The 24,661-nt window shown below is 67.4% G+C and carries 24 protein-coding genes; 13 read left to right on the top strand and 11 right to left on the bottom strand.

The features are described from left to right. The first annotated feature begins 15 nt into the window (after positions 1–15). Positions 16–438 carry a nucleoside-diphosphate kinase gene (gene ndk, locus I0K15_RS19330; RefSeq protein ID WP_196103106.1) on the top strand — a complete coding sequence of 141 codons (423 nt, stop codon included), beginning with the start codon at positions 16–18 and terminating at the stop codon, positions 436–438. Between the two features lie 252 nt (positions 439–690). Here the strand turns inward: ndk and I0K15_RS19325 are convergent, their stop codons facing one another. After that, positions 691–1,305: a glutathione S-transferase family protein gene (locus I0K15_RS19325; RefSeq protein WP_196103105.1), complete on the bottom strand. Its 615-nt coding sequence runs from the start codon at positions 1,303–1,305 to the stop codon at positions 691–693. Between the two features lie 73 nt (positions 1,306–1,378). Between I0K15_RS19325 and I0K15_RS19320 the strand changes: the two genes are divergently transcribed. Beyond that, entirely contained in the window at positions 1,379–2,365 is a 987-nt protein-coding gene (locus I0K15_RS19320) for a DNA topoisomerase IB (protein ID WP_196103104.1), read from the top strand. A gap of 189 nt (positions 2,366–2,554) precedes the next feature. On the opposite strand, the gene I0K15_RS19315 is transcribed toward I0K15_RS19320, so the two are convergent. The 4 genes from I0K15_RS19315 to I0K15_RS19300 are packed head-to-tail and all read right to left on the bottom strand — an operon-like array spanning position 2,555 to position 5,171. Continuing rightward, positions 2,555–3,022, bottom strand: a complete 468-nt coding sequence (locus I0K15_RS19315) for a CinA family protein (protein WP_196103103.1) — start codon at positions 3,020–3,022, stop codon at positions 2,555–2,557. Further along, positions 3,019–3,510, bottom strand: a complete 492-nt coding sequence (locus tag I0K15_RS19310; protein WP_196103102.1) for a phosphatidylglycerophosphatase A family protein — start codon at positions 3,508–3,510, stop codon at positions 3,019–3,021. Before I0K15_RS19310 ends, I0K15_RS19315 begins: the two co-directional genes overlap by 4 nt. Next, the gene (locus I0K15_RS19305) at positions 3,507–4,649 is read right to left on the bottom strand and encodes a bifunctional 2-C-methyl-D-erythritol 4-phosphate cytidylyltransferase/2-C-methyl-D-erythritol 2,4-cyclodiphosphate synthase (protein WP_196103101.1); all 1,143 of its coding nucleotides are present in this window, start codon (positions 4,647–4,649) and stop codon (positions 3,507–3,509) included. The genes I0K15_RS19310 and I0K15_RS19305 overlap by 4 nt, the downstream gene beginning before the upstream one ends. Positions 4,650–4,706: 57 nt before the next feature. Further along, positions 4,707–5,171, bottom strand: a complete 465-nt coding sequence (locus tag I0K15_RS19300) for a GNAT family N-acetyltransferase (protein ID WP_196103100.1) — start codon at positions 5,169–5,171, stop codon at positions 4,707–4,709. A 149-nt stretch (positions 5,172–5,320) separates the two neighbouring features. Here I0K15_RS19300 and dusB point away from each other — a divergent pair, with 149 nt between their 5' ends. The 11 genes from dusB (at position 5,321) to I0K15_RS19245 (ending at position 19,716) form a co-directional block, all read left to right on the top strand. Then, positions 5,321–6,304 carry a tRNA dihydrouridine synthase DusB gene (gene dusB, locus I0K15_RS19295; RefSeq protein WP_196103099.1) on the top strand — a complete coding sequence of 328 codons (984 nt, stop codon included), beginning with the start codon at positions 5,321–5,323 and terminating at the stop codon, positions 6,302–6,304. Further along, positions 6,301–7,365 (top strand): two-component system sensor histidine kinase NtrB, encoded by a 1,065-nt coding sequence (locus tag I0K15_RS19290; RefSeq protein WP_196103098.1) that lies wholly within the window; start codon positions 6,301–6,303, stop codon positions 7,363–7,365. Before dusB ends, I0K15_RS19290 begins: the two co-directional genes overlap by 4 nt. Next, the gene (gene ntrC / locus I0K15_RS19285; RefSeq protein WP_196105536.1) at positions 7,362–8,813 is read left to right on the top strand and encodes a nitrogen regulation protein NR(I); all 1,452 of its coding nucleotides are present in this window, start codon (positions 7,362–7,364) and stop codon (positions 8,811–8,813) included. The genes I0K15_RS19290 and ntrC overlap by 4 nt, the downstream gene beginning before the upstream one ends. A 118-nt stretch (positions 8,814–8,931) precedes the next feature. After that, positions 8,932–11,130, top strand: a complete 2,199-nt coding sequence (locus I0K15_RS19280) for a sensor histidine kinase NtrY-like (protein ID WP_230374190.1) — start codon at positions 8,932–8,934, stop codon at positions 11,128–11,130. After that, positions 11,123–12,562 (top strand): nitrogen assimilation response regulator NtrX, encoded by a 1,440-nt coding sequence (gene ntrX / locus I0K15_RS19275; protein ID WP_196103096.1) that lies wholly within the window; start codon positions 11,123–11,125, stop codon positions 12,560–12,562. The genes I0K15_RS19280 and ntrX overlap by 8 nt, the downstream gene beginning before the upstream one ends. Before the next feature lie 17 nt (positions 12,563–12,579). Next, positions 12,580–13,959: a Trk system potassium transporter TrkA gene (gene trkA, locus I0K15_RS19270; RefSeq protein WP_196103095.1), complete on the top strand. Its 1,380-nt coding sequence runs from the start codon at positions 12,580–12,582 to the stop codon at positions 13,957–13,959. Between the two features lie 4 nt (positions 13,960–13,963). Then, positions 13,964–15,472, top strand: coding sequence for a potassium transporter TrkG (locus I0K15_RS19265; protein ID WP_196103094.1), 1,509 nt, complete (start codon positions 13,964–13,966; stop codon positions 15,470–15,472). Between the two features lie 130 nt (positions 15,473–15,602). After that, positions 15,603–15,839 carry an RNA chaperone Hfq gene (hfq, locus tag I0K15_RS19260; RefSeq protein WP_196103093.1) on the top strand — a complete coding sequence of 79 codons (237 nt, stop codon included), beginning with the start codon at positions 15,603–15,605 and terminating at the stop codon, positions 15,837–15,839. After that, on the top strand, positions 15,832–17,145 hold the full coding sequence (gene hflX / locus I0K15_RS19255) for a GTPase HflX (protein WP_196105535.1): 1,314 nt from the start codon (positions 15,832–15,834) through the stop codon (positions 17,143–17,145). The genes hfq and hflX overlap by 8 nt, the downstream gene beginning before the upstream one ends. A 786-nt stretch (positions 17,146–17,931) precedes the next feature. Further along, positions 17,932–18,600, top strand: coding sequence for a toxin-activating lysine-acyltransferase (locus I0K15_RS19250; protein ID WP_196103092.1), 669 nt, complete (start codon positions 17,932–17,934; stop codon positions 18,598–18,600). 501 nt (positions 18,601–19,101) lie between these two features. Next, positions 19,102–19,716: a response regulator transcription factor gene (locus I0K15_RS19245; RefSeq protein WP_196103091.1), complete on the top strand. Its 615-nt coding sequence runs from the start codon at positions 19,102–19,104 to the stop codon at positions 19,714–19,716. Between the two features lie 160 nt (positions 19,717–19,876). Here the strand turns inward: I0K15_RS19245 and I0K15_RS19240 are convergent, their stop codons facing one another. The 6 genes from I0K15_RS19240 to I0K15_RS19215 form a co-directional block, all read right to left on the bottom strand. After that, a complete protein-coding gene (locus tag I0K15_RS19240) occupies positions 19,877–20,722 on the bottom strand; it encodes a CsgG/HfaB family protein (RefSeq protein ID WP_196103090.1) in 846 nt (281 codons plus the stop codon). Further along, positions 20,719–21,081, bottom strand: coding sequence for a curli assembly protein CsgF (locus tag I0K15_RS19235; protein ID WP_196103089.1), 363 nt, complete (start codon positions 21,079–21,081; stop codon positions 20,719–20,721). Before I0K15_RS19235 ends, I0K15_RS19240 begins: the two co-directional genes overlap by 4 nt. Positions 21,082–21,101: 20 nt before the next feature. After that, entirely contained in the window at positions 21,102–21,647 is a 546-nt protein-coding gene (locus I0K15_RS19230; protein WP_196103088.1) for a hypothetical protein, read from the bottom strand. Beyond that, entirely contained in the window at positions 21,647–21,985 is a 339-nt protein-coding gene (csgH, locus tag I0K15_RS19225) for a curli-like amyloid fiber formation chaperone CsgH (RefSeq protein ID WP_196103087.1), read from the bottom strand. The genes I0K15_RS19230 and csgH overlap by 1 nt, the downstream gene beginning before the upstream one ends. An 86-nt stretch (positions 21,986–22,071) precedes the next feature. Further along, on the bottom strand, positions 22,072–22,974 hold the full coding sequence (locus I0K15_RS19220) for a hypothetical protein (RefSeq protein ID WP_196103086.1): 903 nt from the start codon (positions 22,972–22,974) through the stop codon (positions 22,072–22,074). Between the two features lie 452 nt (positions 22,975–23,426). Then, positions 23,427–24,644, bottom strand: coding sequence for a hybrid nucleoside-diphosphate sugar epimerase/sugar transferase (locus I0K15_RS19215; protein ID WP_230374189.1), 1,218 nt, complete (start codon positions 24,642–24,644; stop codon positions 23,427–23,429). Positions 24,645–24,661 lie beyond the last annotated feature (17 nt).

The raw sequence follows: 24,661 nt of genomic DNA, 5'->3' as shown, positions 1-24,661 counted from the left end.
CAAGGAGCGACCCGAATGGCCGTGCAACGCACCTTCTCCATCATCAAGCCCGACGCCACGAACCGGAATCTGACCGGCGCGATCAACGCGAAGCTCGAGGCGGCAGGCCTGCGCATCGTCGCGCAAAAGCGCATCCACCTGACCAAGAAGCAGGCGGGCGTCTTCTACGAGGTCCACAAGGAGCGTCCGTTCTACGACGAGCTCTGCGAATTCATGGCGTCGGCCCCGATCGTGGTGCAGGTGCTGGAGGGCGAGGACGCCATCGCGAAGAACCGCGAAGTGATGGGCGCGACCAATCCCGCCGAAGCGGACGAAGGCACGATCCGCAAGGAATACGCCCTGTCGATCGGCGAGAACTCGGTCCACGGCTCCGACGCGCCCGAAACGGCAGCGGTCGAGATCGCCTACTTCTTCTCCGGCCTCGAATTGGTCGGCTGAGCCGTACGGCGGTAAGAGGTACGGGGCCGGAGGACACCCTCCGGCCCTGTTTTTTCAGGCGATGACGACGCCGTCATCCTCCGGCCCGACCGGAGGATCTCCCAACTCCAAGATCCCCGGATCAAGTCCGAGGACGACGGAACCCGAAGCGCCCCCCTTCATCTGTCCGAAAAATATCCCCGCCGGAGGCCCGCGAGCGTGAGCTCGCAAGCGAAGGTCTTGAGCGCCAGCTCGCAAACAAAAATCCGGGCGTCAGCCCGCTTCCTTCTCCAGCGCGCGCTTTGTCGCCGGGCGATCGGCCACGCGGGCGCGGTGGTCTCGGATGCGGGGCAGGGTGTCCATGTCGATCCCGTCGCCCTCCATCCAGTTCGCCACCGTGAAGAGATAGGCATCGGCCAGCGAGTAGCGCGCGCCCGCGACCCATTCGCCGACCAGCTTGTCCTCGACCCAGCGCATGGTGCTCTCGACTACTTCGGGCCCCTTGCGGGTAAGCTCCGCGATGGCCGCCGGGTCGTCGGCCCAGCGGTGACCGCGGCGGATATGAGCGTGCGCGGGATGCACGTTGGCGCAGAGATGCGCCATCATCTCGTCGGCGGCCGCCCGGGCGAAGGGCTCGGTCGGCAGCAGCTCCGCCTCCGGATGCGTCGCCGCCACATAGCCGAGCAGCGCCGGCGTCTCGGTCAGCACGCCCTCGTCGGTCACCAGCGCGGGCACCCGGCCCTTGGGGTTGATCGCGAGATATTCCGGCGTCTTCTGTTCCTCCTTCGAGAAGTCGATGACGGTCAGCTCGTAGCCGACCCAGGCCTCCTCCAGCGCGATCAGCGTCGCGCGCCCGCAGGTGCCCTTCGCGGTGTAGAGATGCAGCATCGACGCCTCCCATGGGACCAACGGTCGCGAGACTGGCGCGGAACCGGACGCGGCACAAGCGGGTCTTCGTCCCATGCGCCTCGTCCACGTCTCCGACACCGATCCCGGGATCTCCCGCCGCCGCGCCGGCCGGGGCTGGGCCTATTACGAGCCGCAGGGCAGCCTGATCCGCGACCCGGGCGTGCGCGCCCGCATCGATGCGCTGGCTGTGCCGCCGGCCTATGCCGACGTCTGGATCTGCCCTCTGGAGAACGGGCATCTGCAGGCGACGGGTCGGGACGAGAAGGGACGCAAGCAGTACCGCTATCACCCCGATTACCGCGCCCTGCGCGAGGAGACGAAATTCGCCGAACTCGCAGACTTCGGCCGCGCCCTGCCGGAGCTGCGCGCCCAGGTCGCCGCCGACATGCGCCGCCGCAAGCTGTCACGCGAGCGCGTGCTGGCCACCGTCGTGCACCTCTTGGAGCGCGCTCATATCCGCATCGGCAACGACACCTACGCGCGGGAGAACGGCTCGATCGGCCTGACCACCATGACCGAAGAACACGTCGAGGCGGGCCGCGAGGTCGTCCGCTTCACCTTCACGGGCAAGTCGGGCAAGGAACGGCGGCTGAAGCTGCATGACAGGCGCGTCTCCACCACACTGCGGCGGCTCGACGACCTGCCGGGGCAGCATCTCTTCCAGTGGGAAGACGACGATGGCGGCGTCCACCGGGTGCAATCGGGTGACGTGAACGACTGGCTGCGTGAGGTGACGGGAGCCGAGTGGACCGCCAAGATCTTCCGCACCTGGGCCGCGACGGCGATCTGCGCGCAGGCCCTGACGGAGGCGGATCCGGAGGTCCCGCGCGACCGCGCCCTGCTGCCCGCCATCGACAAGGCCGCGAAAGCCCTCGGCAACACCCGCGCCGTCTGCCGGTCGAGCTACGTGCACCCGGCGGTTCTGGAGGCGTTCGAGAAGGACGGCTGGCCCGGGCGCAGAGACATGGACGGGCCGGTGCTGGGGGAGGAGAGGCTGAGCGCGACCGAGCGGGCGCTGCTCAACCTCATATCGAACTGAGAAACGAGGGGCCCGGGCGGGCGCGGCCCGGGGCCGCCGCCGGGCGAGGCGCCGGCGTGATTTGATACCGCCCCGGACTTGATCCGGGGCCTCTTTGTTCTGGAATAACTCGTTTGCCAAAGGTCCCGGCTCTTCGGCCGGGACGGTGGTCAAAAGACATCGGCGCTCAGCACAGTTTCCGCATCTGCTCTACCCACCCGCCGCGTTCAGCAGCATCTCCAAAGCGACCTCGACGCTGCGCGCCCGCACCACGGCGCGGCCCAGAGGACCGAAGCGCATCTCGCGGTGCACCACACCGTCCGCCGAAGCGGTCGCGAAGTGGACCAGCCCCTCCGGTTTCTCCTCGGAGCCACCAGGCCCCGCCACGCCAGTGATGGCGACGGTCAGGTCCGCGCCCGAGCGTTCCCGCGCACCAACCGCCATCTCCCGCGCCACCTCTTCGGAGACAGCGCCCACGGCGTCCAGCGTCTCCTGCCGCACGCCGAGCAGGGCGACCTTGGAGGGGTAGGAGTACGTCACGACCCCCCGGTCGAAGACGTCCGACGAGCCCGGCACGTCCGTCAGCGCGCCCGCAACGAGCCCGCCCGTGCAGCTCTCCGCCGTCGCGATCGTCCAGCCGCGGGCGCGGGCGGCGGCGAGGACCTCAGCCGCGCTCATAGCAGCCACCCGTGGGAGATCGCGGCGGCCAACGTGACCAGAACCGCCGCCATCGCCCCCGCGATCAGGTCGTCGAGCATCACGCCGAGCGCGCCGCTCTGCCGGTCCGCCCAGCCCACCGGGCCGGGCTTCCAGATGTCGAAGAGGCGGAAGAGCACGAACGCGCCGACCCAGCCCGGCCATGGAAACACCCAGGCCCCGACATCGGCCATGGAGAGGCCCAGCGAGAGCGGCCAGAGGGCGATCCACTGGCCCGCCACCTCGTCGATCACCACCCAGCCGGGATCGTGGTCGTCGCCCACGGCCTTCGGGATGGCCCAAAAGCCGAGGGCCGTGACTGCCAGCGTCGCAACGAGCAATAGCCCGAAACCGCCGAGCCCGTGCAGGACCCATGCGACCGGCAGGGCGGCGAGCGAGCCCCAGGTCCCCGGCGCCTTCGGCAGGAAGCCCGCGCCGCCGAAGCTCGCGATGGCGCGCGCCGTATTCACGCGAACACCAGCGTGGCGGCGGCCTGCGCCGCGATTCCTTCGCCGCGGCCCGGAAAGCCGAGGCGCTCGGAGGTCGTGGCCTTCACGCTCACCCGCTCGGGCGCGAGCCCGCAGATCTCCGCGATCCGGGCGCGCATGGCGGCCGCGTGCGGCCCGATCTTGGGCTGTTCGCAGATGATGGTGCAGTCGAGATGGGTGATCGCAGCGCCCCGGGCGCCTGCGCGCTCCACCGCCTTTTCCAGGAAGATGTGGCTCGCCGCGCCCTTCCATTGCGGGTCGGAGGGCGGAAACCATTGCCCGATATCGCCTTCGGAGAGCGCGCCGAAGATCGCGTCGGTGATCGCGTGCATCGCGACATCCGCATCCGAATGGCCCGACAGCGCCCGGTCATGCGGGATCTCCACCCCGCAGAGCGTCACGTGATCGCCCGGCACAAGCCGGTGCACGTCGAAGCCGGTCCCGGTGCGCACATCCATCGTGGGGGTCATCCGCTCCACCTCCCGCGCGGCCCGCGCGAGGTCGGCGGGCGTGGTGATCTTGAAGTTGCGCTCCTCGCCCGGCACGGCAACCACCTCGATCTCTGCCACGCGGGCCACGGCGACGTCGTCGGCGAGATCCTGGGTGTTGGCACGGTGCGCGGCGAGGATCGAGGCGAAGCGGAAGCCCTGCGGGGTCTGCGCGCGGAGCAGGCCCTCGCGGGCGCGCGGCACTTCGAGGGCGTCGCTGCCTTGCCAGAGCGCATCGACGACGGGCAGGGCGGGGCAGGCGCCCTCAGCCTCCTCCAGCGCCTTGGTCACGGCGCGGATCAGGGTGGCGGAGACGAAGGGGCGCGCGGCGTCATGGATCAGGACGACGTCGGGCGGATCGGCGGCCAGCGCCTCCAGCCCCGCGCGCACGCTGTCGGCCCGGGTCGCGCCGCCGGGCACGGGGGCGGGCAGGGCGAGGCCCTCCACCGCCGTCTCATAGTGGGCGCGGTCGTCGGGGTGGATCACGACCTGTACTTGCTCGACCTCCGGCAGCAGCGCCTGGATCGTCCGGCGCAGGACCGGGACGCCGCCGAGCGCCGCATATTGCTTCGGCACCGGGCCGCCCGCGCGGGTGCCGCGCCCGGCGGCGACGATGATGGCGGCTGTGCGCATGGATCCTCCCGTCAATCCGCCTCCTTATGGCGAGGGAGGGGGACCGGACGCAAGGCGTCAGTCGAGCGGGCGGCGCATCTCGACCTCGCCATGTGCGATGCGGCCCGTCTCGACGAAGCCGGCGCTGCGGTAGAGCGCGCGGGCCGCGGCGTTGCCCTCCACTGCGGTGGTCACGAGGGCCGTCAGGCCGCGGGCGCGCGCCCAGGCCTCGACCTCAGCCAGCGTCGCGCGGCCGTAGCCCTTGCCCTGCTCCTCGGCCGCGATCATGAAGCGCCAGAGGAAGCAGGACTGCGGGTCGTCGCAGCGCTCCCGATACTGATGCTCGCGCATGTCGATCACCATGCAGAAGCCGACGAGGCGCCCGTCCGCCCGGATCGCGAAGGGATAGGCGCCGGTCTCGTAAGGCGCCTGCGCGAGCGAGAAGGCGTTGTCGGCGACGAAGCCGCGCTGCTCCGCGTGCACGGCGAGGTCCGTGAGCGGGATTACGTCGTCGCGGGTGACGGGCTCGAGCGAAACACTCATGGGAAAGCCTGTGGACGCCGTGGCGTCCCCGTGGCAGGACGCGCGCTCCCCTGGCGAACGCGCCACGCCGGTCCCGCGAAAGCGTTGCGTGCCCGTTGTGCCTGCCCGCTTTTTGCGCTAACCGGGAACTCTGCACAGGAATGCGGCAAATGACCCTCCAGATCGGTTCACATACGCTCAACAGCCCGGTTCTGCTGGCCCCGCTCGCCGGGATCACCGACCTGCCGTTTCGCCGGCTCGTCCGCCGCTTCGGCGCGGGCCTCGTCGTATCCGAGATGGTGGCGAGCCAGGAGATGGTCCAGGCCCGGCCGGGTGCCCGCGCGCGGGCGGAGGTGCATGGCGACCTCGGCGACGCCTCCGTGCAGATCGCGGGGCGGGAGGCGTACTGGATGGCCGAGTGCGCGAAGCTCGTGGTCGACCGCGGGGCGCGCATCGTCGACATCAACATGGGCTGCCCGGCCAAGAAGGTGACGAACGGCTATTCCGGCTCCGCCCTGATGCGCGAGCCCGACCACGCCCTCTCGCTGATCGAGGCGGTGGTCGCAGCGGTCGACGTGCCAGTGACGCTTAAGATGCGCCTGGGCTGGAACGACGACGAGATCAACGCGCCCGCGATCGCGCGGCGGGCCGAGGCGGCGGGCGTGCGGATGATCGTGATCCACGGCCGCACGCGCTGCCAGTTCTATAAAGGCACCGCCAACTGGAGCGCGATCCGCGCGGTGGTGGACGCCGTGGACGTGCCCGTGATCGCCAATGGCGACATCGTGGACGGGGCGACGGCCCGCGCCGCGCTCGCCGCCTCGGGTGCGGCCGGCGTCATGGTGGGCCGCGGCGCGCAGGGCCGCCCGTGGCAGCTCGCGTCCATCGCGGCGGATCTGGGGCAGGGCACCACCCCCGACATTCCCGAAGGCACCGCCCTCGCCGATCTGATCCTGGAGCATCACGAGGCCATGTTGAGCTTCTACGGCGCCGAGATGGGCGTGAAATGCGCCCGCAAGCATCTCGGCTGGTATATCGACGCCCACGACGTGCCCAAGGACCTGCGCCGCGCCTTGATGACGGCGACGGACCCGCGCGCCGTCCGTCCGCTGGTGGAGGAGGCCGTCGCCCGGCCTGTGCGGCTGGCGGCATGAGCGCGGATTACGAGGCCGTCTGGAACGCCAGCCCGTTCCCCGCGCTGATCCTCGATGGCGAGGACAAGATCGCGCGCGCCAACACCGCCGCCGAGAACTTCGTCGGCATGTCCGAGCGGCAGATGCGCGGCAAAGCCGTGGCGCGCTACGCGGGCGAGGGCTCCGCACTGCTCGACATGGTCGCCCAGGCGCGCGGGGCGGGGGTCAGCTACGCCCAGCACGACATCGACGTGGGCTGGGCCGACAACCCGCCGCGGGTCGCGAACGTGCAGGCCGCCCCCTTCGGCGACGGGGGCGATGTGCTCCTCCAGATCCAGCCCCGCGGAATCGCGGAGAAGATGGACCGCTCGCTGAGCTCGCGCGCCGCCGCGCGCTCCGTCACCGGGATGGCCGCGATGCTGGCGCATGAGATCAAGAACCCCCTCGCGGGCATCTCTGGCGCCGCGCAGCTCCTCGCCATGAGCCTCGGCGAGGATGACCAGGAGCTCTGCGCCCTGATCCGGGAGGAGGCCGAGCGGATCGAGAAACTGCTGTCGCGGGTCGAGCAGTTCGGCGACCTGCGCCCGGTCTCGCGTGAGCCAGTGAACATCCACGACGTCCTCAACCGCGCCAAGCTCTCGGCCGAGAGCGGGTTCGCCGCCGGTGTGCGCTTCGTGGAGGACTACGATCCGTCCCTGCCGCCGACGCCCGGCGATGCCGACCAGCTCATGCAGGTGGCGCTCAATCTCATCAAGAACGCCGCGGAAGCCGTTCCGAAGATTGGCGGAATGATCACCCTGCGCACCGCCTACCGCCCCGGCGTGATGCTGAGCCTGCCCGGCGGCGGGCGGGAGAGCCTGCCGCTCGAGATCAGCGTGATCGACAACGGTCACGGCGTGGCGGAGGACATGAAGAAGGACCTCTTCGAACCCTTCGTCAGCTCCAAGGCCGCGGGCTCCGGCCTCGGCCTCGCGCTGGTCTCGAAGATCGTCAGCCAGCATGGCGGCGTCGTGGAATGCGAGAGCGAGCCGGGCTGGACCGCCTTCCGCCTGCTGCTCCCCGTCTGGAAGGAGAAACGCTGATGGACGGCACGATCCTGCTTGCCGACGACGACCGCGCGATCCGCACGGTACTCAGCCAGGCGCTTACCCGCGCGGGCTGCCGCGTGCGCGCCACCGGCTCCGTCAACACGCTCTGGCGCTGGATCGAGGAGGGGGAGGGCGACATCGTCGTGACGGACGTGATGATGCCCGACGGCGACGGCCTTGACCTGCTCCCCGCGATCCGGCGCAAGCGGCCTGATCTGCCGGTGATCGTGATGAGCGCCCAGAACACGGTGATGACGGCGATCCGTGCCGCCGAAGCCGGCGCCTACGAATACCTGCCCAAGCCCTTCGATCTGAAGGAAGTTCTCGAACAGGTCCGCAAGGGCCTCGGCCAGCGCGACCGCCCGGTGGAGAAGGCCGCGCCCGCCGATCCGGTGCAGGAGAACCTGCCGCTGATCGGGCGCAGCCCCGCGATGCAGGAAGTCTACCGCATCATGGCGCGGCTGATGAACACCAACCTCTCCGTCATGATCACGGGGGAGAGCGGGACCGGCAAGGAGCTGGTCGCCCGCGCGCTGCACAATTTCGGCGCCCGCAAGAACGGGCCGTTCGTGGCGCTCAACATGGCCGCGATCCCGCGCGAGCTGATCGAGAGCGAGCTTTTCGGCCACGAGAAGGGCGCCTTCACCGGCGCGGCGGAGCGGCAGGCGGGCCGGTTCGAGGCCGCGGCGGGCGGAACGCTCTTCCTAGACGAGATCGGGGACATGCCTGCGGATGCGCAGACCCGGCTGCTGCGCGTACTGCAGGAGGGCGAGTTCACCCGGATCGGGGGGCGGGAGACGATCCCGGCCAATGTCCGCATCATCGCCGCCACCCACCAGGACCTGCGCGCGCTCATCAACGAGGGGCGCTTCCGCGAGGATCTCTTCTACCGTCTCAACGTCGTGCCCGTGCGCCTGCCGCCCTTGCGCGAGCGGCTGGAAGACATTCCGGACCTCGCCCGCGCCTTTCTCCAGCGGGCGGAGACGGAGGGGCTGCCGCGCAAGCAGGTTTCGAGCGAAGCGCTCGACGTTCTGAAGCAGCAGAACTGGACCGGGAACGTCCGGGAGCTCGAAAACCTGATGCGGCGCCTTGCCGTGCTCTGCCCAGACGACGTGATCGGCGAGGCGGCGGTGAGCGCCGAGCTCGCGGCCCGTCCCAGCTCCGCCGTGCCCGCGCAGGGCAGCGACGGTGAGCGGCTCGGTCAGGCGATCGAGACCCATCTCCAGCGCTATTTCGCCTTGCACGGCAACGAGTTGCCGCCGCCGGGCCTCTATGACCGGATCCTGCGCGAGGTGGAGATGCCGCTGATCGCGCTCAGCCTCGCGGCGACCCGTGGAAATCAGGTTAAGACGGCGGAATTGCTGGGCATCAATCGAAATACCCTCAGAAAAAAAATTCGCGATCTTGACATTCCGGTCACACGGGGAAAGAAGTTGATGTAGTCGTGCAACAGGGGGCCGTACGGCACATCAAGTTGTGATTTCGCGTAGTCTGCTCTCTTTTCAACGGTTTATGGAGCGCGGGCTCGCCATGCGCCGCCGCCGAACGGTGCGAACGGCCATGACCCTGACCCTCGTGGTGATGGGTCCGGTTCTCGCCATCGCCACTTGGTTAACGCTGGGCGATCTGGGCTCCGACACCTCGAACGCGCTGCGCACGGTTCTCACCCTCGATCTCGTCTACATCCTTGTCGTCGCAGGCCTCGTCGCACAGCGCGTGGCAGAGATGATCGCGGCGCGGCGCGCCCGCTCCGCCGGGTCGCGGCTGCACGCGCGGCTCACGGCCGTGTTCTCGCTGGTCGCGCTGGGGCCGACGGTGCTGGTCGCGATTTTCGCCGCCGTCACGGTGAATTTCGGGCTCGAAGGCTGGTTTTCCGAGCGGGTGCAGCGGGTTGTCGGCAACTCCTTCGCCGCCGCTCAGGCCTACGAGACCGAGCACCGCTCCAACCTCGCCGCCGATGCGCGGCTGCTCGCGGACTACGTGAACCGCAACAAGACCCGCTTTCCGCTGATCTCGCCCTCCGAACTGCGGGAGCTTCTGTCCGCCGGTCAGGCGCAGATGCAGCGGGAGCTCAGTGAAGCCTACATCATCGACGGCGCGGGCGATCTGCAGGCGCGCGGCAACCTCTCCTACCTCTTCGATTACGAGGAGCCGCCGACGCAGCTCCTCGACAACGCGCGGAGCAGCGGCGACACGATCATCATCGAGGACTGGGACGGGTCGGAGTTCCGGGCGCTGATCTATCTCGACGCCTTCGCGGACCGCTATCTCTACGTCACGCGCGATGTGGACGGGCAGATCCTGGAACTGCTCGACGAGACGCAGTCGACAGTGATGCTCTACCAGCAGCTCGAAAGCGACCGCGACGCGCTGATCTTCGAGTTCGCGCTGATCTATCTCGGCTTCGCGCTGATCGTGATCCTGGCCGCGATCTGGCTCGCCTTCTGGTTCGCCGATCGCCTCAGCCGCCCCGTGGCGCGGCTCGCAGGGGCTGCGGCGCAGGTCGGCTCCGGCAATTTCGACATGCGCGTGAAGGAGGAGAAGGGCGACGACGAGATCGCGATGCTCGGCCGCGCCTTCAACCGGATGACCTCGCAGGTGAAGCGCCAGCGCGACGCGCTGATGGAGGCGGGCGCGGAGAGTGAGCGCGCCCGGCGCCTGTTCGAGGCGGTGCTGTCGGGCGTGACCGCGGGCGTCATCGGCCTCGACCCCGAGGGGCGGGTGGAGGTCATCAACGCCGCCGCCTGCGAGATCCTGGGGCTGGAGGGGCGCGACCTCTCGGGCCTGCCGCTGGGCGAGATCGTGCCCGCCTTTGCCGCACCCCTCGCCGAATTGATGGAGGAGGGGCGCGACAGCGTGCAGGCGCAGATCCGCCTCTCGACCCCGCGCCGGACCGAGGAGCTGCTGGTGCGCGTCGCCCGCCACCGGATCGATGCCGACCGCGAGGGCGTCGTCGTGACCTTCGACGCGATCACTGACCTCGTCAGCGCGCAGCGCATGGCCGCCTGGGGCGACGTCGCCCGACGCATCGCGCATGAGATCAAGAACCCGCTCACGCCGATCCAGCTCGCCGCCGAGCGGGTGCGCCGGAAGTACGGCCGTAAGCTGGCGGAACCCGACGCGGATGGCCTCGCCCAGTACACCGACGTGATCGTGCGCCAGACCAGCGACCTGCGCCGGATCGTCGACGAGTTCAGCCAGTTCGCCCGGATGCCCGAGCCCAAGCGCCACCCGATCGACTTCGCGACGCTGATCCGCGACGCCGCCCACCTGCGCGCGACCGGAACACCGGAGCTGGAGATCGGCATGTCCTTGCCGACGGAGCCCGTCACGGTCTTCGCCGATGAGACGCTGATCGACCAGGCGCTCAATAACCTTCTGAAGAACGCCGTGGAAGCCGTTGAAACCAGATCTGAAACGGCTGGCGAGGCGATTGCGCCGCGGATCAAGGTCAACCTTGACATCTCCGAAGACGTCGCCACCCTGAGCATCATTGATAATGGATGCGGCCTTCCAGACGGCCCGCGCGAACGGCTGTTCGAACCCTACGTGACCCACCGGGACCGGGGCACCGGGCTCGGCCTGCCGATCGTCAAGAAGATCATCGAGGAACACGGCGGGTCCCTGACGCTTTCCCCCGCCGGGCCTGACGGGCCGGAACCCGGGCAGGGCGCCGAAGCGCGCCTCGTCCTACCGCTTTTCACCGACGCTGCGCCCCCCGCGCCGAATTCGACCGACAGCGAGACAGAACATGCCTGAACCAGCGCTTTCCGACATCCTGATCGTGGACGATGAGGCCGATATCCGCGAGCTCATCGCCGATATTCTCGGCGACGAGGGGCACGGCACCCGCACCGCCCACGACGCGGACAGCGCGATGGAGGAGATGAACGCGCGCGCACCCGACCTGATGGTGCTCGACATCTGGCTCAAGGACAGCCGGATGGACGGGATCGAGATCCTGAAGACCGTGAAGCGCGACAACCCCGCCGTTCCGGTCATCATCATCTCCGGCCACGGCAACGTGGAGGTGGCGGTTGCCGCCGTGAAGCAGGGCGCCTACGACTTCATCGAGAAGCCCTTCAACATCGACAAGCTCCTGATGGTGGTGAACCGCGCGCTGGAGGCCTCGCGCCTGCGGCGGGAGAATGCGGCCCTGCGCGGGACCGAGGCGCAGTCCGCCGAGCTGATCGGCGGCGGCTCCGCCGTGCGCACCCTGCGCCAGCAGCTCGACCGGGTGGCCAAGTCCAACGGCCGGGTGCTCCTATCCGGGCCGCCCGGGTCGGGCAAGGACGTGGCAGCACGCTACCTCCACCAGCAGTCGGAGCGGGCCGACAAGCCCTTCGTCATCGTCTCCTCTGCCACGATCGAGCCCGACCGGATGGAGGAGGTGCTGTTCGGTGTGGAGCACGAGGGCCGCTCCCACGATCCCGGTCTCTTCGAGCGCGCCCATGGCGGCACGCTCTTCTTCGACGAGGTCGCGGACATGCCGCTCGGCACCCAGTCGAAGATCCTGCGGGTGCTCATCGACCAGGCCTTCACCCGCATCAACGGCTCGGACACGGTGCGCGTGGACGTGCGCGTGGTCTCTGCCACCAACAAGAACCTCGCGGTGGAGATCGAGCAGGGCCGCTTCCGCCAGGATCTCTTCCACCGGCTCAACGTGGTGCCGATCGAGGTGCCGGGGCTCGACGCGCGGCGGGAGGATATCCCCGCGCTCGTGGAGCATTTCGTGGGCATCCTGCATTCCGAGCAGAGCCTGCCGAAGCGCGCGCTCAGCGACGAAGCGGCGGCGATCCTGCAGACCCTGCGCTGGCCCGGCCATGTCCGCCAACTACGCAACATGGTCGAGCGCATCCTGATCCTCGGCCCCGAGAACGGCCCGATCCAGCCGTCCGAACTGCCGCAGGACGTGGATGCGGGCGACGGGGAGGGGGGCGACGCGCTCTCCGCGGCCCTCGCCGGCCTGCCGCTGCGCGAGGCGCGCGAGGTGTTCGAGCGCGAGTACCTCATCGCCCAGATCAACCGCTTCTCCGGCAACATCTCCCGCACGGCGAGCTTCGTCGGGATGGAGCGTTCGGCGCTTCACCGCAAGCTCAAGTCGCTCGGCATCGTCACCCTGTCGCGCGGCGGCACCCGCATGGCCGCGATCGACGAGATGGCGACCGCCGAGCAGCAGCCCGAAGCCTGAACCCCTAAGGACCCCGCATGAAGGTCATCGTCTGCGGTGCCGGCCAGGTGGGCTGGCAGATCGCGCGCCACCTGTCCTCCGAGAACAACGACGTGACCGTGGTGGACAACGACGCCGCCCTCGTGCGGCTGATCACGGATTCGCTCGACGTGGCGGGCATCACCGGCTTCGCCTCGCACCCGGATATCCTGGAGCGGGCAGGGGCGCGGGACGCGGACATGATCATCGCGGCCACGTTCTCGGACGAGGTGAACATGATCGCGTGCCAGGTCGCGCATTCGGTCTTCACCGTGCCGCGGAAGATCGCGCGGGTGCGCGCGCAGAGCTATCTCGACCCCGAATGGTCCGACATCTACCGGCAGGACCACATGCCGATCGACGTCATCATCTCGCCGGAAAAGGAAGTGGCCGAGGCCGCGCTGCGCCGCCTCGCAGCCCCCGCGGCCTTCGAGATCCACGGCTTCCTCGACAATTCCGCGCAGCTCATCGGCCTGACGCTGGACGAGGACTGTCCGGTGCTCAACACGCCGCTGCGCCAGCTCACGGAGCTCTTTTCCACCTTGCGCGCATACGTCGTCGGCATACGGCCGGAGAGCCGCCGCCTGCGCGTCGCAGACAGCGACGATCAGCTCTTCGCCGGAGATCAGGTCTACCTCTTCGTCGCCAATGCCGATCTCGACCGGACGATGGAGATCTTCGGCAAGACCGTCACCTCCGGCAGCCGCTCCCTGATCCTCGGTGCCGGCAATGTCGGCCTGAGCGTCGCGCAGACGCTGGAGGAGCAGGGCAAGAAGGCCCGCGCCAAGCTCATCGAGCGCAACCGCGAGCGGGCGGAATTCGCCGCGGACAGCCTGGAGCGGACGATCGTGCTCAACGGCGACGGGCTCGACGTGGACATCCTGGAGGAGGCGGGCATCCGGAACGTCCACTCCTTCCTCGCCGTGACCGACGACGACAAGACGAACCTGCTCTCCTGCGCGCGGGCGAAGTCCATGGGCGCGCGGCTGACGATCTGCCTCATCAACGATCCCTCGCTGGCCCCGCTGATGCAGCCACTGGGCATCGACGCCTATATCAACCCGCGCGGCACGACGGTGAGCTCCATCCTGCGCCACGTGCGCCACGGCCGGATCCGCGCCGTCTATTCCGTCGGCGATGCGGAGGCCGAGGTGATCGAGGCGCAGGTCCTCTCCACCTCCTCCATCGCGGGCAAGCGCGTGCGCGACACGGACCTGCCGGAGGGCGCGATTATCGGGGCGTTGCAGAAGCGCGGACAGCTCGTCATCCCGCGCGGCGAGACGATGATCGAGGAAGGCGACAGCGTCACCATCTTCTCCATGAGCGCGCAGGTGCCGGAGATCGAGAAGCTGTTCCGCGTCTCCGTCGACTTCTTCTGACGCCATGGACTGGCGCCGCTCCCCGCTCTTCGTCTTCTTCCTGCTGGGGGCGGCTCCGGTCATGCTGGTGCCGTGCATCGCGGCCTACATGGATGGGGATCACGACACGGCGCGGCCCTTCTTCTACGGCACGATCCTGACGGTGTTCTTCGCGCTGTCGCTGGGGCTTGCGCTGATGAACCGGACGCCGCGCAGCACGGCGCGCTCGCACCTGCTGGCGCTGATGGGCACCTATATCCTTCTGCCGATCTGGCTCGCCGTGCCGCTCGCGATCCTGGTGCCGACCCTGACGCCGGTGGTGGCCTATTTCGAGATGGTCTCGGCGCTCACCACCACCGGGGCCACCGTCTTCGACCGGCCCGGGCGGCTCCCGGACGCAGTGCACATCTATCGCGGCCTCGTCGGCTGGGCGGGCGGCTTCCTGATCCTCGTCGCCGCCGTCGGCATCATGGCCCCGCTCAACATCGGCGGCTTCGAGATCCGCTCCGTCGTGCTGGGCGCGCGGCCCGGCGACGGGCGGATCCGCGTGGGCTCGGCCGAGGCGACGGACCGGATCCTGCGCGCCGTGGGCGTCGTCGCCCCGATCTATGGCGGGCTCACGGCGTTGCTCGGCGCGCTGCTGCTGGTGGCGGGCGAGGCGCCGCTCGACGCCTTCATGGGCGCCATGGCGGTGATCGCGACCTCCGGCATCACCGCGACGGGGGCCGCGACCGGGGCAGGGAGCATCCCGGCAGAGATGGCGATGGCGCTGTTCCTGCTGATCGCCGCAACGGCCCTGATCTACGACCCTTACCGCAGGCGCGAATTCGGCATCTGGCGCAGCGATCCGGAGCTGCGCGTGCTCGTCGCCCTCGTGATCGGCCTGCCGACGATCCTCTTCCTGCGCCACTGGGTCGGCGCGCTGGAGCTGGATCAGACCGTCGGCGGCTTCTACATCGCGATGGCCGCCCTTTGGGGGGCGATCTTCACCACGATCTCGTTCGTGACGACCTTCGGCCAGCAGAGCGTCGCGTGGGACACAGCGCAGGCCTGGTCCGGCCTGCCGACGCCGGGTCTGCTGCTGATGGGTCTCGCGATGCTCGGCGGCGGGGTGGCGACGACCGCGGGTGGCGTGAAGCTCCTCCGGGTCTACGCGCTCTACAAGCACGGCACGCGGGAACTACGCCGCCTCACTTTGCCGCACTCCATCGGGGGGCAGGGGCAGGCGGCGCGGCGGATCCGGACCGAGGGCGCCTACATTGCCTGGCTCTTCCTGATGCTGTTCTTCGTGGCGCTGGCGGCGCTGCTGCTGCTGCTCACGCTCACCGGTCTCGCCTTCGACCAAGCCCTGCCGCTGGCCACCGCGGCCTTGTCAAACACGGGTCCGGGCTATGAGCTCTTCGCCGCCCAACCGCGCCGCTACCTCGATCTGGGCCCTGCGGTGCATCTCATCCTGTCCTTCGCGATGATCCTCGGCCGGCTGGAGACGCTGGCCTTCGTCGCGCTTCTCAACCCGGAGTTCTGGCGCCGCTGAATCACAAGGTTTTTTGCAGGCGCACACTAGAAATTGACGGCAGGCCACGCCACTATCTGCCAAGCAAAACAAACAAACAGCCGCCAGACGCGAAGTGCGCAGAGCGTGCCAACTCGGAGAGTGTGTGACCATGGCCAATGACAAGCAGAACCTGCAGGATGCCTTCCTCAACAATGTCCGAAAGGCCAAGATCCCCGTCACGATCTTTCTCGTGAACGGTGTGAAGCTGCAGGGCGTCATCACCTGGTTCGACAATTTCTGCGTCCTCTTGCGCCGTGACGGGCAAAGCCAGCTCGTCTACAAACACGCGATCTCCACCATCATGCCGTCCCAACCGGTCAACCTGTACGAGCCCGATTCTGAGTAAACCGTTCGAGACCGAGGTCGCGAAGACCCGCACCGCCGTCCTTCACCCCGACCTGCGTCGCGCCGATCAGCGCCGCGCACCCGAATACGCCTTGGCCGAGGCCGTGTCGCTCGCGCACGCCTTGCCGGAGCTCGAGGTCGTGGGCGAACAGGTCGTGCCGGTGCCGCGGCCGCGCCCCGGCTATCTGTTCGGGCCCGGCAAGACCGATGAGCTCGCCGACTGGATCGCGGCGGAGCAGATCGCCCTCGTCATCATCGACGGGCCGGTCACCCCGGTGCAGCAGCGCAACCTCGAAAAAGCGTGGAAGACCAAGATCCTGGACCGCACCGGTCTGATCCTGGAGATCTTCGCGGATCGCGCCCAGACCCGGGAGGGTGTGCTGCAGGTCGACCTCGCGGCGCTGAGCTATCAGAAGACGCGTCTGGTGCGCTCCTGGACCCACCTCGAACGGCAGCGCGGCGGCCTCGGCTTCGTCGGCGGCCCGGGCGAAACGCAGATAGAGGCGGACCGCCGCGCGCTCGACGAGCGGATCAACCAGATCCGCCGCGCGCTGGAGAAGGTGGTGAAGACCCGCGGCCTGCACCGGCAGGCCCGCGCCAAGGTGCCGTATCCGATCGTGGCCCTCGTGGGCTATACCAATGCGGGGAAATCCACGCTTTTCAACCGGCTGACCGGGGCCGATGTGATGGCGAAGGACATGCTCTTCGCCACGCTCGACCCGACCATGCGGCAGGTGGAGCTTCCGTCGGGCCAGACCGTGATCCTGTCGGACACGGTGGGTTTCATCTCCGACCTGCCCACGCAGCTCGTCGCCGCCTTCCGCGCCACGCTCGAAGAAGTCCTGGATGCAGACCTGATTCTGCATGTTCGGGACATCGCGCACCCCGACAGCGCCGTTCAGGCGCAGGACGTGCGCGATATTCTCGAGAGTCTGGGTGTGGCAGAAGAACGACGGAACGCGATGATCGAGGTCTGGAACAAGGTCGATCTGCTCGACGAGGACGGTCTTTCGGCGGCGGAACGCGCCGCGGATCGCCACGCGCGGCACCTCGCGATCTCGGCCACGACCGGGCGAAATCTGCCCGAGTTGCTGAATGAAATCGATGCCGCGCTGCGGGATCCCGTGAGCACCGAAGTGGTGGACCTTCCGCTTTCCGCAGGTGAGGCTGCGGCCTGGCTCCACGCCCGCAAGCTGGTAAAGTCCAGCGATGTGAGCGACTTGCGCCTGCAGCTCACCGTCGAGTGGTCGCGCAAGCAGAAAGCCCAGTTCTATAAGTTGCACCGCGATATCATTGCCGTGTCCTGAGGGGCCGACTGTGGTAGTCTTGGTTAAAGCGGTGGCGGAGCGTCCAGCTTGTTCCGCGACATTCCGCCACAGCTACGACATCACGTAATCACGTGAGATCTACTTCGATCGGCAGGTAGTTAGATCAAAGTACACGTAAAAGGCGACTTGACCCTACGTAAGAATTATCCTCAGGTTGTTGTGCGCAATGACGGAGTGGGGGCGGCGTGCGAGTACCGTTTACAAAAGGAACCGACAGTTTCGGTGGCGTCCGAGCTGCGACAGTTTCGAGCGGGCTGCACTATGCCTTAAGGTCGCTCTCCAAGCTCCTCAATCTCACCATGTTTTACGAAGTTCGTTGCCATTTGCGCTGGTGGCGTGTTCCCCACGCTTCGTAGATCGTATTGGCCGCGCCGCTTGCCCCACGTGCGATGCGGTCAACGTCCCCGGAGGCACTCATCCCTCACCGTCCCAGTGTCTCCGGGGGCTCTTTTCCAAACCACCGCGATCGAGAGAAAAAGCCGCGAATAACTTCGCTCGATTGACGGGTAAACTTTTAGATATCAATACAGCCGATTTTTAGTCCGATATGTGCTGCACTGCACACAAACGGCACTACCTTCCGTAACTGCTGAGAGTGTCTGGTCTAACCGTGGTCGGGCGGGTCGGCGTGAAGCCGCGTACTCATGTTGCGGATGCGAAAACGGGGGCAGGGGACCCCGGTCGGATCCGGGCGTTGGTCATCCGCAAGCCACCGTCTACGGCCACTGCCAGGCGAGTTGGAGAACCGCGCGAGGGGGTATGCGCATGTCCACTTCATTCTACACCGCTTTGGGGGCGGAGGTCCTGAACGACCTCTACGGGTCCCGAAAGGCCCTGAAACAGCCCATCGGCGCCTATTACAAGGCAGTCCGGGGCGCGATCCTCGATGAGGAGCAGGAGGCCTTTCCGGAGCCTGCGCGGATCGAGACGCTCTTTGCCCATACCTGTGGCATCGACGGGCGTGAGCCGTCCCGGCGGCGTGCGCCGTGCATGGGCTATGCGCTGGAGCTGCTGGCGCGCTCGCAAGGCCACCGCAGCTTTCCGCTGGGCTTTTACGTGCGCCGCCACATCCTGCCGGCGTTCGACCACGGGCAGACGCGCTTTTTCTTCGATGGCAGCGGGATGCCGCGCGCACTCGTGACCTGGGCGTGCCTGTCCGAGGAGGTCGAGTGGGAGAGCCAGCAGACTCTGCGGCCGCTCGAGTTCGACGAGTGGAACTGCGGCGACCGGATCGTCTTCAACGACTGGATCGTGCCTTACGGCAACCTCGAGCAGGTCGTGGCCGACATCACCACGATCCTCGCGCCGGAATCCATGGCGTCGGGCGACGAGTTCGATCGTAACGATCCGCTGGCCTTCATCAAGCACCGTGCCGAGGTGGCGCTTGGCTACTCGGTCGCCGAGCCGGACGACACGCGCGTCGGACGGTCCTGAGTTCTCTGATACCAAACGGGGGCGCCAGTGGGCGCTTCCGTACTGCATGCATATTTAACATAATTATGATTATGCATGCTTGATGTCCCATGGCGCTGGTACGCAGGCCCTATTGCGCACGCATCCGGACAATTGCGCACGCATCCAGACACCAGAACACCGCCTGACGCAGGCGGCGTTCGTCTCTTCTCACTCAGAGCCAGTTGTGCTCCGCGCGGTTGATCGCGACCAAGCGTGAGAACCTGGGGCGATCATAGCCCGCGCCACTCGACAACATCATCCCGGCTCACCAAGCAGGACTGAGTTCAGGCCGCGTTCGGCACAGCTTTCATCCCGCCCGCACCGGTATCGCCCCGATATGACGCAATTCCCGGTCCGCCGATTTCGTGAAAATTGTCTCTGTTCACGAGATGTCGCTGTCGCTAAAGATGTTATGCTCCTGTCTCTTGCAACTTTGAATTTATCGAGTTGCGTAATCTACTTGGCGTTGCGGAGTGTGGCGTGCTCGACCATCGGCTCTTCTTTCTCAGCTTCTCGTCCGGCACGGCGCTGGAGACGGTGCGACGCTGCGTGATGGCCGCCGGAGGGCGCGCCCAAGTGCTGGAGGACGCCGTCACCCTCCCCGTCCCGTCGGAGAGTGAGGCCGCGAGCGCGCGCAAACCCGTCCTGATCTTCGAGGCGCCGAACGCGCGGGTGATCGCGGACACCGTCCGCCGGGTCCGTGCCGGGCATCCGCGCATCGGTCTCGTCACCGTCGCGCGGCACGAGGCGATCGGCGCGGTGCCGCCGGGCCTGCGCGACCTGCTCGACGGTGTCATCCCGCCGGATTTCGAGGAGGAGGACGTCGCCGCCCTGCTCCGCCTGATGAGCCACGACCTCGTCGTGCGCCCCGCGCCCACAGCGGGACCGGTCGATGAGGCGCACGCGATGGCACTCAGCCAGCGCGAACGTCAGGTCGTCTCCAAGGTCGCGCTGGGACTCACCAACAAGGAAATCAGCTCCGAGCTCGGCATTTCGCAGAACACGGTGAATGCGCATATCGCGACGATCTTGCGGAAGACGAGTGCCGCCAATCGCACTCAACTTGCGGTATGGGCTGCGAGAAATCTGATCTGAGGGTCGCAAACCGGAAGCAGGTGTGCCTCTCCCGATTGTGCTACCAATGTCAGATCAGGGCTTTACCCCCCGAACGAGTGGGAGAGACACCCTTAAGAAGTAGCCTATCGGGCCCGCATTATCAATGAATGCGGGCCTTCAAAGCGTTTTCAGGATGGGATCAGATCACTGGGAGGGAACTCGTCGCCTCGCGGTAATGCTCGATCATCTCGGCCCCCAGCTCCGGGTCGGAGAAACCCCAGACCCCAGCATCGGCACCCTCGACGATCAGGCTGTAGACCGCGAGCTCGATCGCCTTGCGCAATGCAATGCTCACCGGCTCGTTCCGGGTGATGCCGGCCTCGACCTCCAGGATCTCGTCGGCAGCGACATAGGAGAAGATCGAGCCGCGACCGAGCACCGAATAGACCGTCTTGGTCGTCACGACCGAGGCCAGAACCTCGCCGTTCTGCACGCTGATCGCGCGCAGGCCGACCGTGACCACATCCTCGCGGTACTGCGTATCGACCCCGACGCCGAGAAAGCGGACACCTGCCCCGCCGGTCTCGATATTGCTGTCGTAGTCGATGATGCCCCCCTCCAGGATGATCCCGGCGAAGAGGAGCGGCGGCAGCGAGCTCGTCTGCTGGCCCAGATAGGCAAGCCGCGTCTGGTCGATGATCTGCCGCTCGCGCAGCAGGTTGTCGACGGAACTGCGCTCGACCACGCGGAAGAACCGGCCCTCAGCGACGTCGCGCAGCACATCGACCAGCACGGCGTCGCCGCCCTGGGTCACGGCCTTGGAGAACTCCGCGAAGTTCTCGTTCGGGCGCTGCTGCCCGGTCACGTCCGGAAAGCTGTAGACCGCGACATCCACGGTCGAGAGCGCGGGCGGAATGCTGGTGAGGCGCGCCCGCTCGTCCGTCGGGAACTGCGGCTGCGCCGGGCTCGACGAGATGGGGGGCGTCGGCGCGCACCCGGCCAGCAGGCAGGCGCCTGCCAGCACCACGGCGATGACGCGTTTCATGGCTGGACCTGCTGGATCTGTGCCGGGCCGAGGCTTCCGGTCGGAGCCGCGGCCGAGGAGGCCGCAGGCGCAGGTGCCGCCGACGTGGTAGCGCCGCCTCCACCGCCCGCACCACCCAGATCGATGGTGATCGGCGGGAAGGAGATCTGCGGCACGCCCCCGCCCCCACCGCCGCCATTGTCGCGGAAGCGGTTCTGGATATCGGCGAGCGCGATCAGGTAATCCGCGTTGTCCGAGAACCCGCCGAAGCCGGGATTGATCGGACGGTAGACGATGGGCCCCGCCGCAGCGGTGGTGGCCGCGAGGGCCAGCGCAAGCGAGGTGGCGAAAAGACGGGTGGGCAGTGAGGGCATGGGCATGACGGTTCCTCCCGGCAGGCTCAGTTGACGGTGATGGTCGAACCCGGCGGCGGGTTCCTTATGATGATGCCGCCGGCGTAGCTTGCCCCCGCTTGGCCGTAGGTGAGTGTGACGTTCTCGGCATTCTCAAGGCCTACGACGCCTGTGAGGTTGTTGCCGACCTGGACCCCGGCGACGGTATTGTCCCGTCCGCCGCGCACGAGCCCGATCATGGTGTTGTCGCGTCCGATCTGCACGAGACCGACCACGGAGCCGGGCGAGTTGTCGATGATGATCGCCCCGGTATTGCGTTGTCCGGCCTGCAGCAGGATGCCGTTCGCATTCGGGCTGCCGGCGTTGAACACGCTCGCCCGGTTGTCGTTTCCTTGCTGCAGGATCACGGAGTTGAGGTTGCGCATCGCGCCGCTGTCGGTGGCGATCGGCGCGGCGGGCGTTCCCTGGGAGACGACCACCTGCTCGACCGACACGCCCGTCACCTGCGGCACCGCCGGCAGGTCCAGGGTCTGCGCACCCGCCGGAAATGCGGCGAGGCCTGCGACGGCGGCAACTCGAATGAAACGCAACATCAGATTTCCCTTTGCGTCGGGCAGGCGACGCGGATGCCGCCCTGCTCCACATAGGCACTTACTTCGGGCACCGCGTCGTTTCCGGCGGCCGAGAATACGGCGCGCGACACGACGACCTCTTCGGCCCCCTGCCCCACGAAGGTTCCCCGCTGCGAGGCGACGGAGGTGTTTCCACCCGTCGTCCGCCGGGTATCAATCGCGTAGGAGGCCGGGCCAGTGCCCCCTGTCGCGAGGACCTCGATCAACAGGATCCCGTCCTGCGGCGCAATTCTCACATAGCATGACAGAGGGGACGACCCCATGGCCTGTGCGAAGAGCAGTGCAGCAAGAGACAGCATCTCGAGGTCCTCACTTGGGTGTCCGGGGCACGAGGGGGAAGTTGCCCCGGACAATGGCGCGTGTGCAAAAGGTCAGTTCAGCCGAATTAGCGGCTGGACTGATAGTTCACGGCCGAGTTGTTGGAGCCGTACTGCATGATGGCCGCAGAGTTGTTGTTGCCATCCTGGAACGATGCGGCGGAGTTGCCGTGTGCACCGCTGTTCAGCGCAGAGCTCGTCACCTTGAAGAGGCTCGGGTCGAGGCCACCCGAATGGGTACCGCCGGAGACGTCCTCGACGGTGAAGCCGAGACCACCACCCTGGGAGACGAACACGTTGTTGTTGCTGCCTTCCTGAAGGGTGGCAGCGGTGTTCTCCGAACCCTGCTGGAAGACCACGGCGCTGTTGTCGTGACCGACCGAAGCGATGGCGAGGTAGTTGTCCGGGCCACCCATCTGGACGCCGAGAGCGGTGTTGCCGGAGCCGAGCTGGGCCACGGCCGCACCGTTATCGTCGCCGTTCTGGATGAGGATCGCGCCATTGTTCTCGCCGGTCTGGCTGATGGCCGCCTCATTGGCACTGTTGGTCTGGCTGATCAGCGCCGTGTTGTCGGTGCCGATCTGCAGGATCGCGGACTCCTGGAAGTCACCGACCTGCATGTTGATGGCGGAGTTGCCCTCGCCGACCTGGAACTGGATCGACCGGTTGGCCTCGCCACCCCGCTCGACGTCGATATTCGACGCGTCTGCCGGGCCAGAGCCGTTGCCGCCCGAACGGGCGAGGACGCGGTCGCCGACGGCCGCATTGGCCGAGGTGCTGTCACCGTTGCGCGTCCGCGCGCTGGCCTGCTCACCCCGCACCGCGGTGCTGGCACGATCGTCAGTCTCCGTCGCGGAGGCCCGGGCCGTGCTCGGGTTGGCCGAGACATTGGCATCGTCGACCGCGACGTTTTGGGCAAAGGCGCCCGTTGCGAGCGCAAGAGCGCTCGCCGTAACGAGAAAGAACTTCATAACAGGTAACTCCCTGATCTGACGAAAAAAGGATCACCGGATGTCCGACAATCCCCGTTTGGTAGCGAGACGAGGCTAACGTCAAAGATCGCTCGATCACAACCTAAAATTGATCTGAATCGGCAGATTTTCGCCCATATCGTTCCCGATACGGGCTAGTTACTTCTGATGGTTGGGCTGTTCTGGCATTTTGGAAAAGTAATCACTTTCAAGGCTTTAGGGCGGGAGCTGTGATTTCCCGTTTTTGCATTCGGCAAACAACCTGGGCGTGCAGAGAAGCCACAATCTGCCTCTTTGCGCGCCACCTGCTGCCACATTGCGCGGAACGTCGCTCGCCCGAATCGCATTTTGCGGCGTTACGCCGTGTCGCTGAGAGAGCGCCTGAAAGGTCTGCTCCAGATCTCTGAGATTGAACCCGAAAATCGGCATACAGATCCGAAGTCGGTGCGCGATCAGCCCGCCGACTCGGTCGGTGCCTGATTCACCCGGTCCCCCCGGCCGCCGCCGGTCGCAGTCGCCAAGATGATCCGCAGATCGAGGAGCAGGCTGCGGAGCGCGACATAGTCCCGGTCGGTCTCGGCCAGCCGGACTGGCGCGCTCATGTCGATATCCTGGATCTGCGCCCAGCCGGTGATGCCCGGACGGATGTCGAGGACGCCGCGAACGCGGCGCGCCTCCACCAACTCGGTCTGTACCGGAAGGCAGGGTCGCGGGCCCACCAGGCTCAACTCGCCGCGCAGGATGTTCACGACCTGCGGCAGCTCGTCGATCTTGGCCCGGCGCAGCACCGCACCCAGAGGCGTGACGGCGGCAGCGGCAATCTCGTGGGTGCCGCGTTGCGCCGTGCCCGTCTGCATGGTGCGGAACTTGTAACAGGTGAAGCTGTGCCCCTTCCGCCCCACCCGCTCCTGCGCGAAGATCCCCGGCCCCGGCGAGCCGATACGCACCATCAGCCAGACGAGGATCAGAAGCCACCACAGCAACAGGATCACGGTAAGCGCGAAGCCGTAGTCTATGATGCGCGCCCCCGCGGCGTAGAAGCGGTTGCCCGACTGCGTGTCGGTCACGATCTCCTTCCGCGCCTCGGTGCCCTGAACATGCCGCAGCACCGCCTCGGCGACCCGCGATACATGCACCGTCGGCCGCAGGGCGCCGAGCGCCTGCCGCGCCGTTGGCCGCAAAGGCGCGGGCAGCTTGTAGAGATGCGCGAGCGTCCCGCGATAGGTGTCGTCGCCATAGACCGCGGCGAACCGCAGGTTCACGACGCGCAAGCCTTCGACCGAAGCCAGCAGGGCCTCCCCCTCCGCCTTCGACCGGCCATAGGGGGTATCGGTGCCGACCTTGATTGTGGTCGCGTTGAGCAAGGTCGAAATGCCGGCGGTCCGCGCGGCCTCCACCACCTCGCCCAGAAGGGTTACGTTGACCGCGCGAAACTCCTCTTCCGAACCGGGCCGATCATTGTTGAGCACGGCGAGGTGCAGCAGGGCATCGGCGCCCCTCCCAAGCTCGGCGAGCGCATCGTAGCCGCAAGTCTCTACCCCCGGCCCAGCCATATCCGTCATCGCGTCCGGATCGCGCCCCACCAGCACCAGCTCTGCGCCCGCCGCCCGCAGAATCGGCACGAGCTGGCGTCCGACGAAGCCCGACGCTCCAGTGATCACAATGCGCACGATGAGGGATCCTCCGG

The organism is Pontivivens ytuae (assembly GCF_015679265.1).
GTDB classification, from domain to species: Bacteria; Pseudomonadota; Alphaproteobacteria; order Rhodobacterales; family Rhodobacteraceae; genus Pontivivens; species Pontivivens ytuae.
The sequence above is the reverse complement of the archived record's forward strand: the minus strand, read 5'-3'. Positions and strand labels throughout refer to the sequence as shown.

What these genes read in the sequence shown, in the direction of transcription:
- ndk (WP_196103106.1), top strand. Translation starts at nt 16, where the DNA reads ATGGCCGTGCAACGCACCTTCTCCATCATCAAGCCCGACGCCACGAAC.
- I0K15_RS19325 (WP_196103105.1), bottom strand. Translation starts at nt 1,305, where the DNA reads ATGCTGCATCTCTACACCGCGAAGGGCACCTGCGGGCGCGCGACGCTG.
- I0K15_RS19320 (WP_196103104.1), top strand. Translation starts at nt 1,379, where the DNA reads ATGCGCCTCGTCCACGTCTCCGACACCGATCCCGGGATCTCCCGCCGC.
- I0K15_RS19315 (WP_196103103.1), bottom strand. Translation starts at nt 3,022, where the DNA reads ATGAGCGCGGCTGAGGTCCTCGCCGCCGCCCGCGCCCGCGGCTGGACG.
- I0K15_RS19305 (WP_196103101.1), bottom strand. Translation starts at nt 4,649, where the DNA reads ATGCGCACAGCCGCCATCATCGTCGCCGCCGGGCGCGGCACCCGCGCG.
- I0K15_RS19300 (WP_196103100.1), bottom strand. Translation starts at nt 5,171, where the DNA reads ATGAGTGTTTCGCTCGAGCCCGTCACCCGCGACGACGTAATCCCGCTC.
- dusB (WP_196103099.1), top strand. Translation starts at nt 5,321, where the DNA reads ATGACCCTCCAGATCGGTTCACATACGCTCAACAGCCCGGTTCTGCTG.
- I0K15_RS19290 (WP_196103098.1), top strand. Translation starts at nt 6,301, where the DNA reads ATGAGCGCGGATTACGAGGCCGTCTGGAACGCCAGCCCGTTCCCCGCG.
- I0K15_RS19280 (WP_230374190.1), top strand. Translation starts at nt 8,932, where the DNA reads ATGACCCTGACCCTCGTGGTGATGGGTCCGGTTCTCGCCATCGCCACT.
- ntrX (WP_196103096.1), top strand. Translation starts at nt 11,123, where the DNA reads ATGCCTGAACCAGCGCTTTCCGACATCCTGATCGTGGACGATGAGGCC.
- trkA (WP_196103095.1), top strand. Translation starts at nt 12,580, where the DNA reads ATGAAGGTCATCGTCTGCGGTGCCGGCCAGGTGGGCTGGCAGATCGCG.
- I0K15_RS19265 (WP_196103094.1), top strand. Translation starts at nt 13,964, where the DNA reads ATGGACTGGCGCCGCTCCCCGCTCTTCGTCTTCTTCCTGCTGGGGGCG.
- hfq (WP_196103093.1), top strand. Translation starts at nt 15,603, where the DNA reads ATGGCCAATGACAAGCAGAACCTGCAGGATGCCTTCCTCAACAATGTC.
- I0K15_RS19250 (WP_196103092.1), top strand. Translation starts at nt 17,932, where the DNA reads ATGTCCACTTCATTCTACACCGCTTTGGGGGCGGAGGTCCTGAACGAC.
- I0K15_RS19240 (WP_196103090.1), bottom strand. Translation starts at nt 20,722, where the DNA reads ATGAAACGCGTCATCGCCGTGGTGCTGGCAGGCGCCTGCCTGCTGGCC.
- I0K15_RS19235 (WP_196103089.1), bottom strand. Translation starts at nt 21,081, where the DNA reads ATGCCCATGCCCTCACTGCCCACCCGTCTTTTCGCCACCTCGCTTGCG.
- I0K15_RS19230 (WP_196103088.1), bottom strand. Translation starts at nt 21,647, where the DNA reads ATGTTGCGTTTCATTCGAGTTGCCGCCGTCGCAGGCCTCGCCGCATTT.
- csgH (WP_196103087.1), bottom strand. Translation starts at nt 21,985, where the DNA reads ATGCTGTCTCTTGCTGCACTGCTCTTCGCACAGGCCATGGGGTCGTCC.
- I0K15_RS19220 (WP_196103086.1), bottom strand. Translation starts at nt 22,974, where the DNA reads ATGAAGTTCTTTCTCGTTACGGCGAGCGCTCTTGCGCTCGCAACGGGC.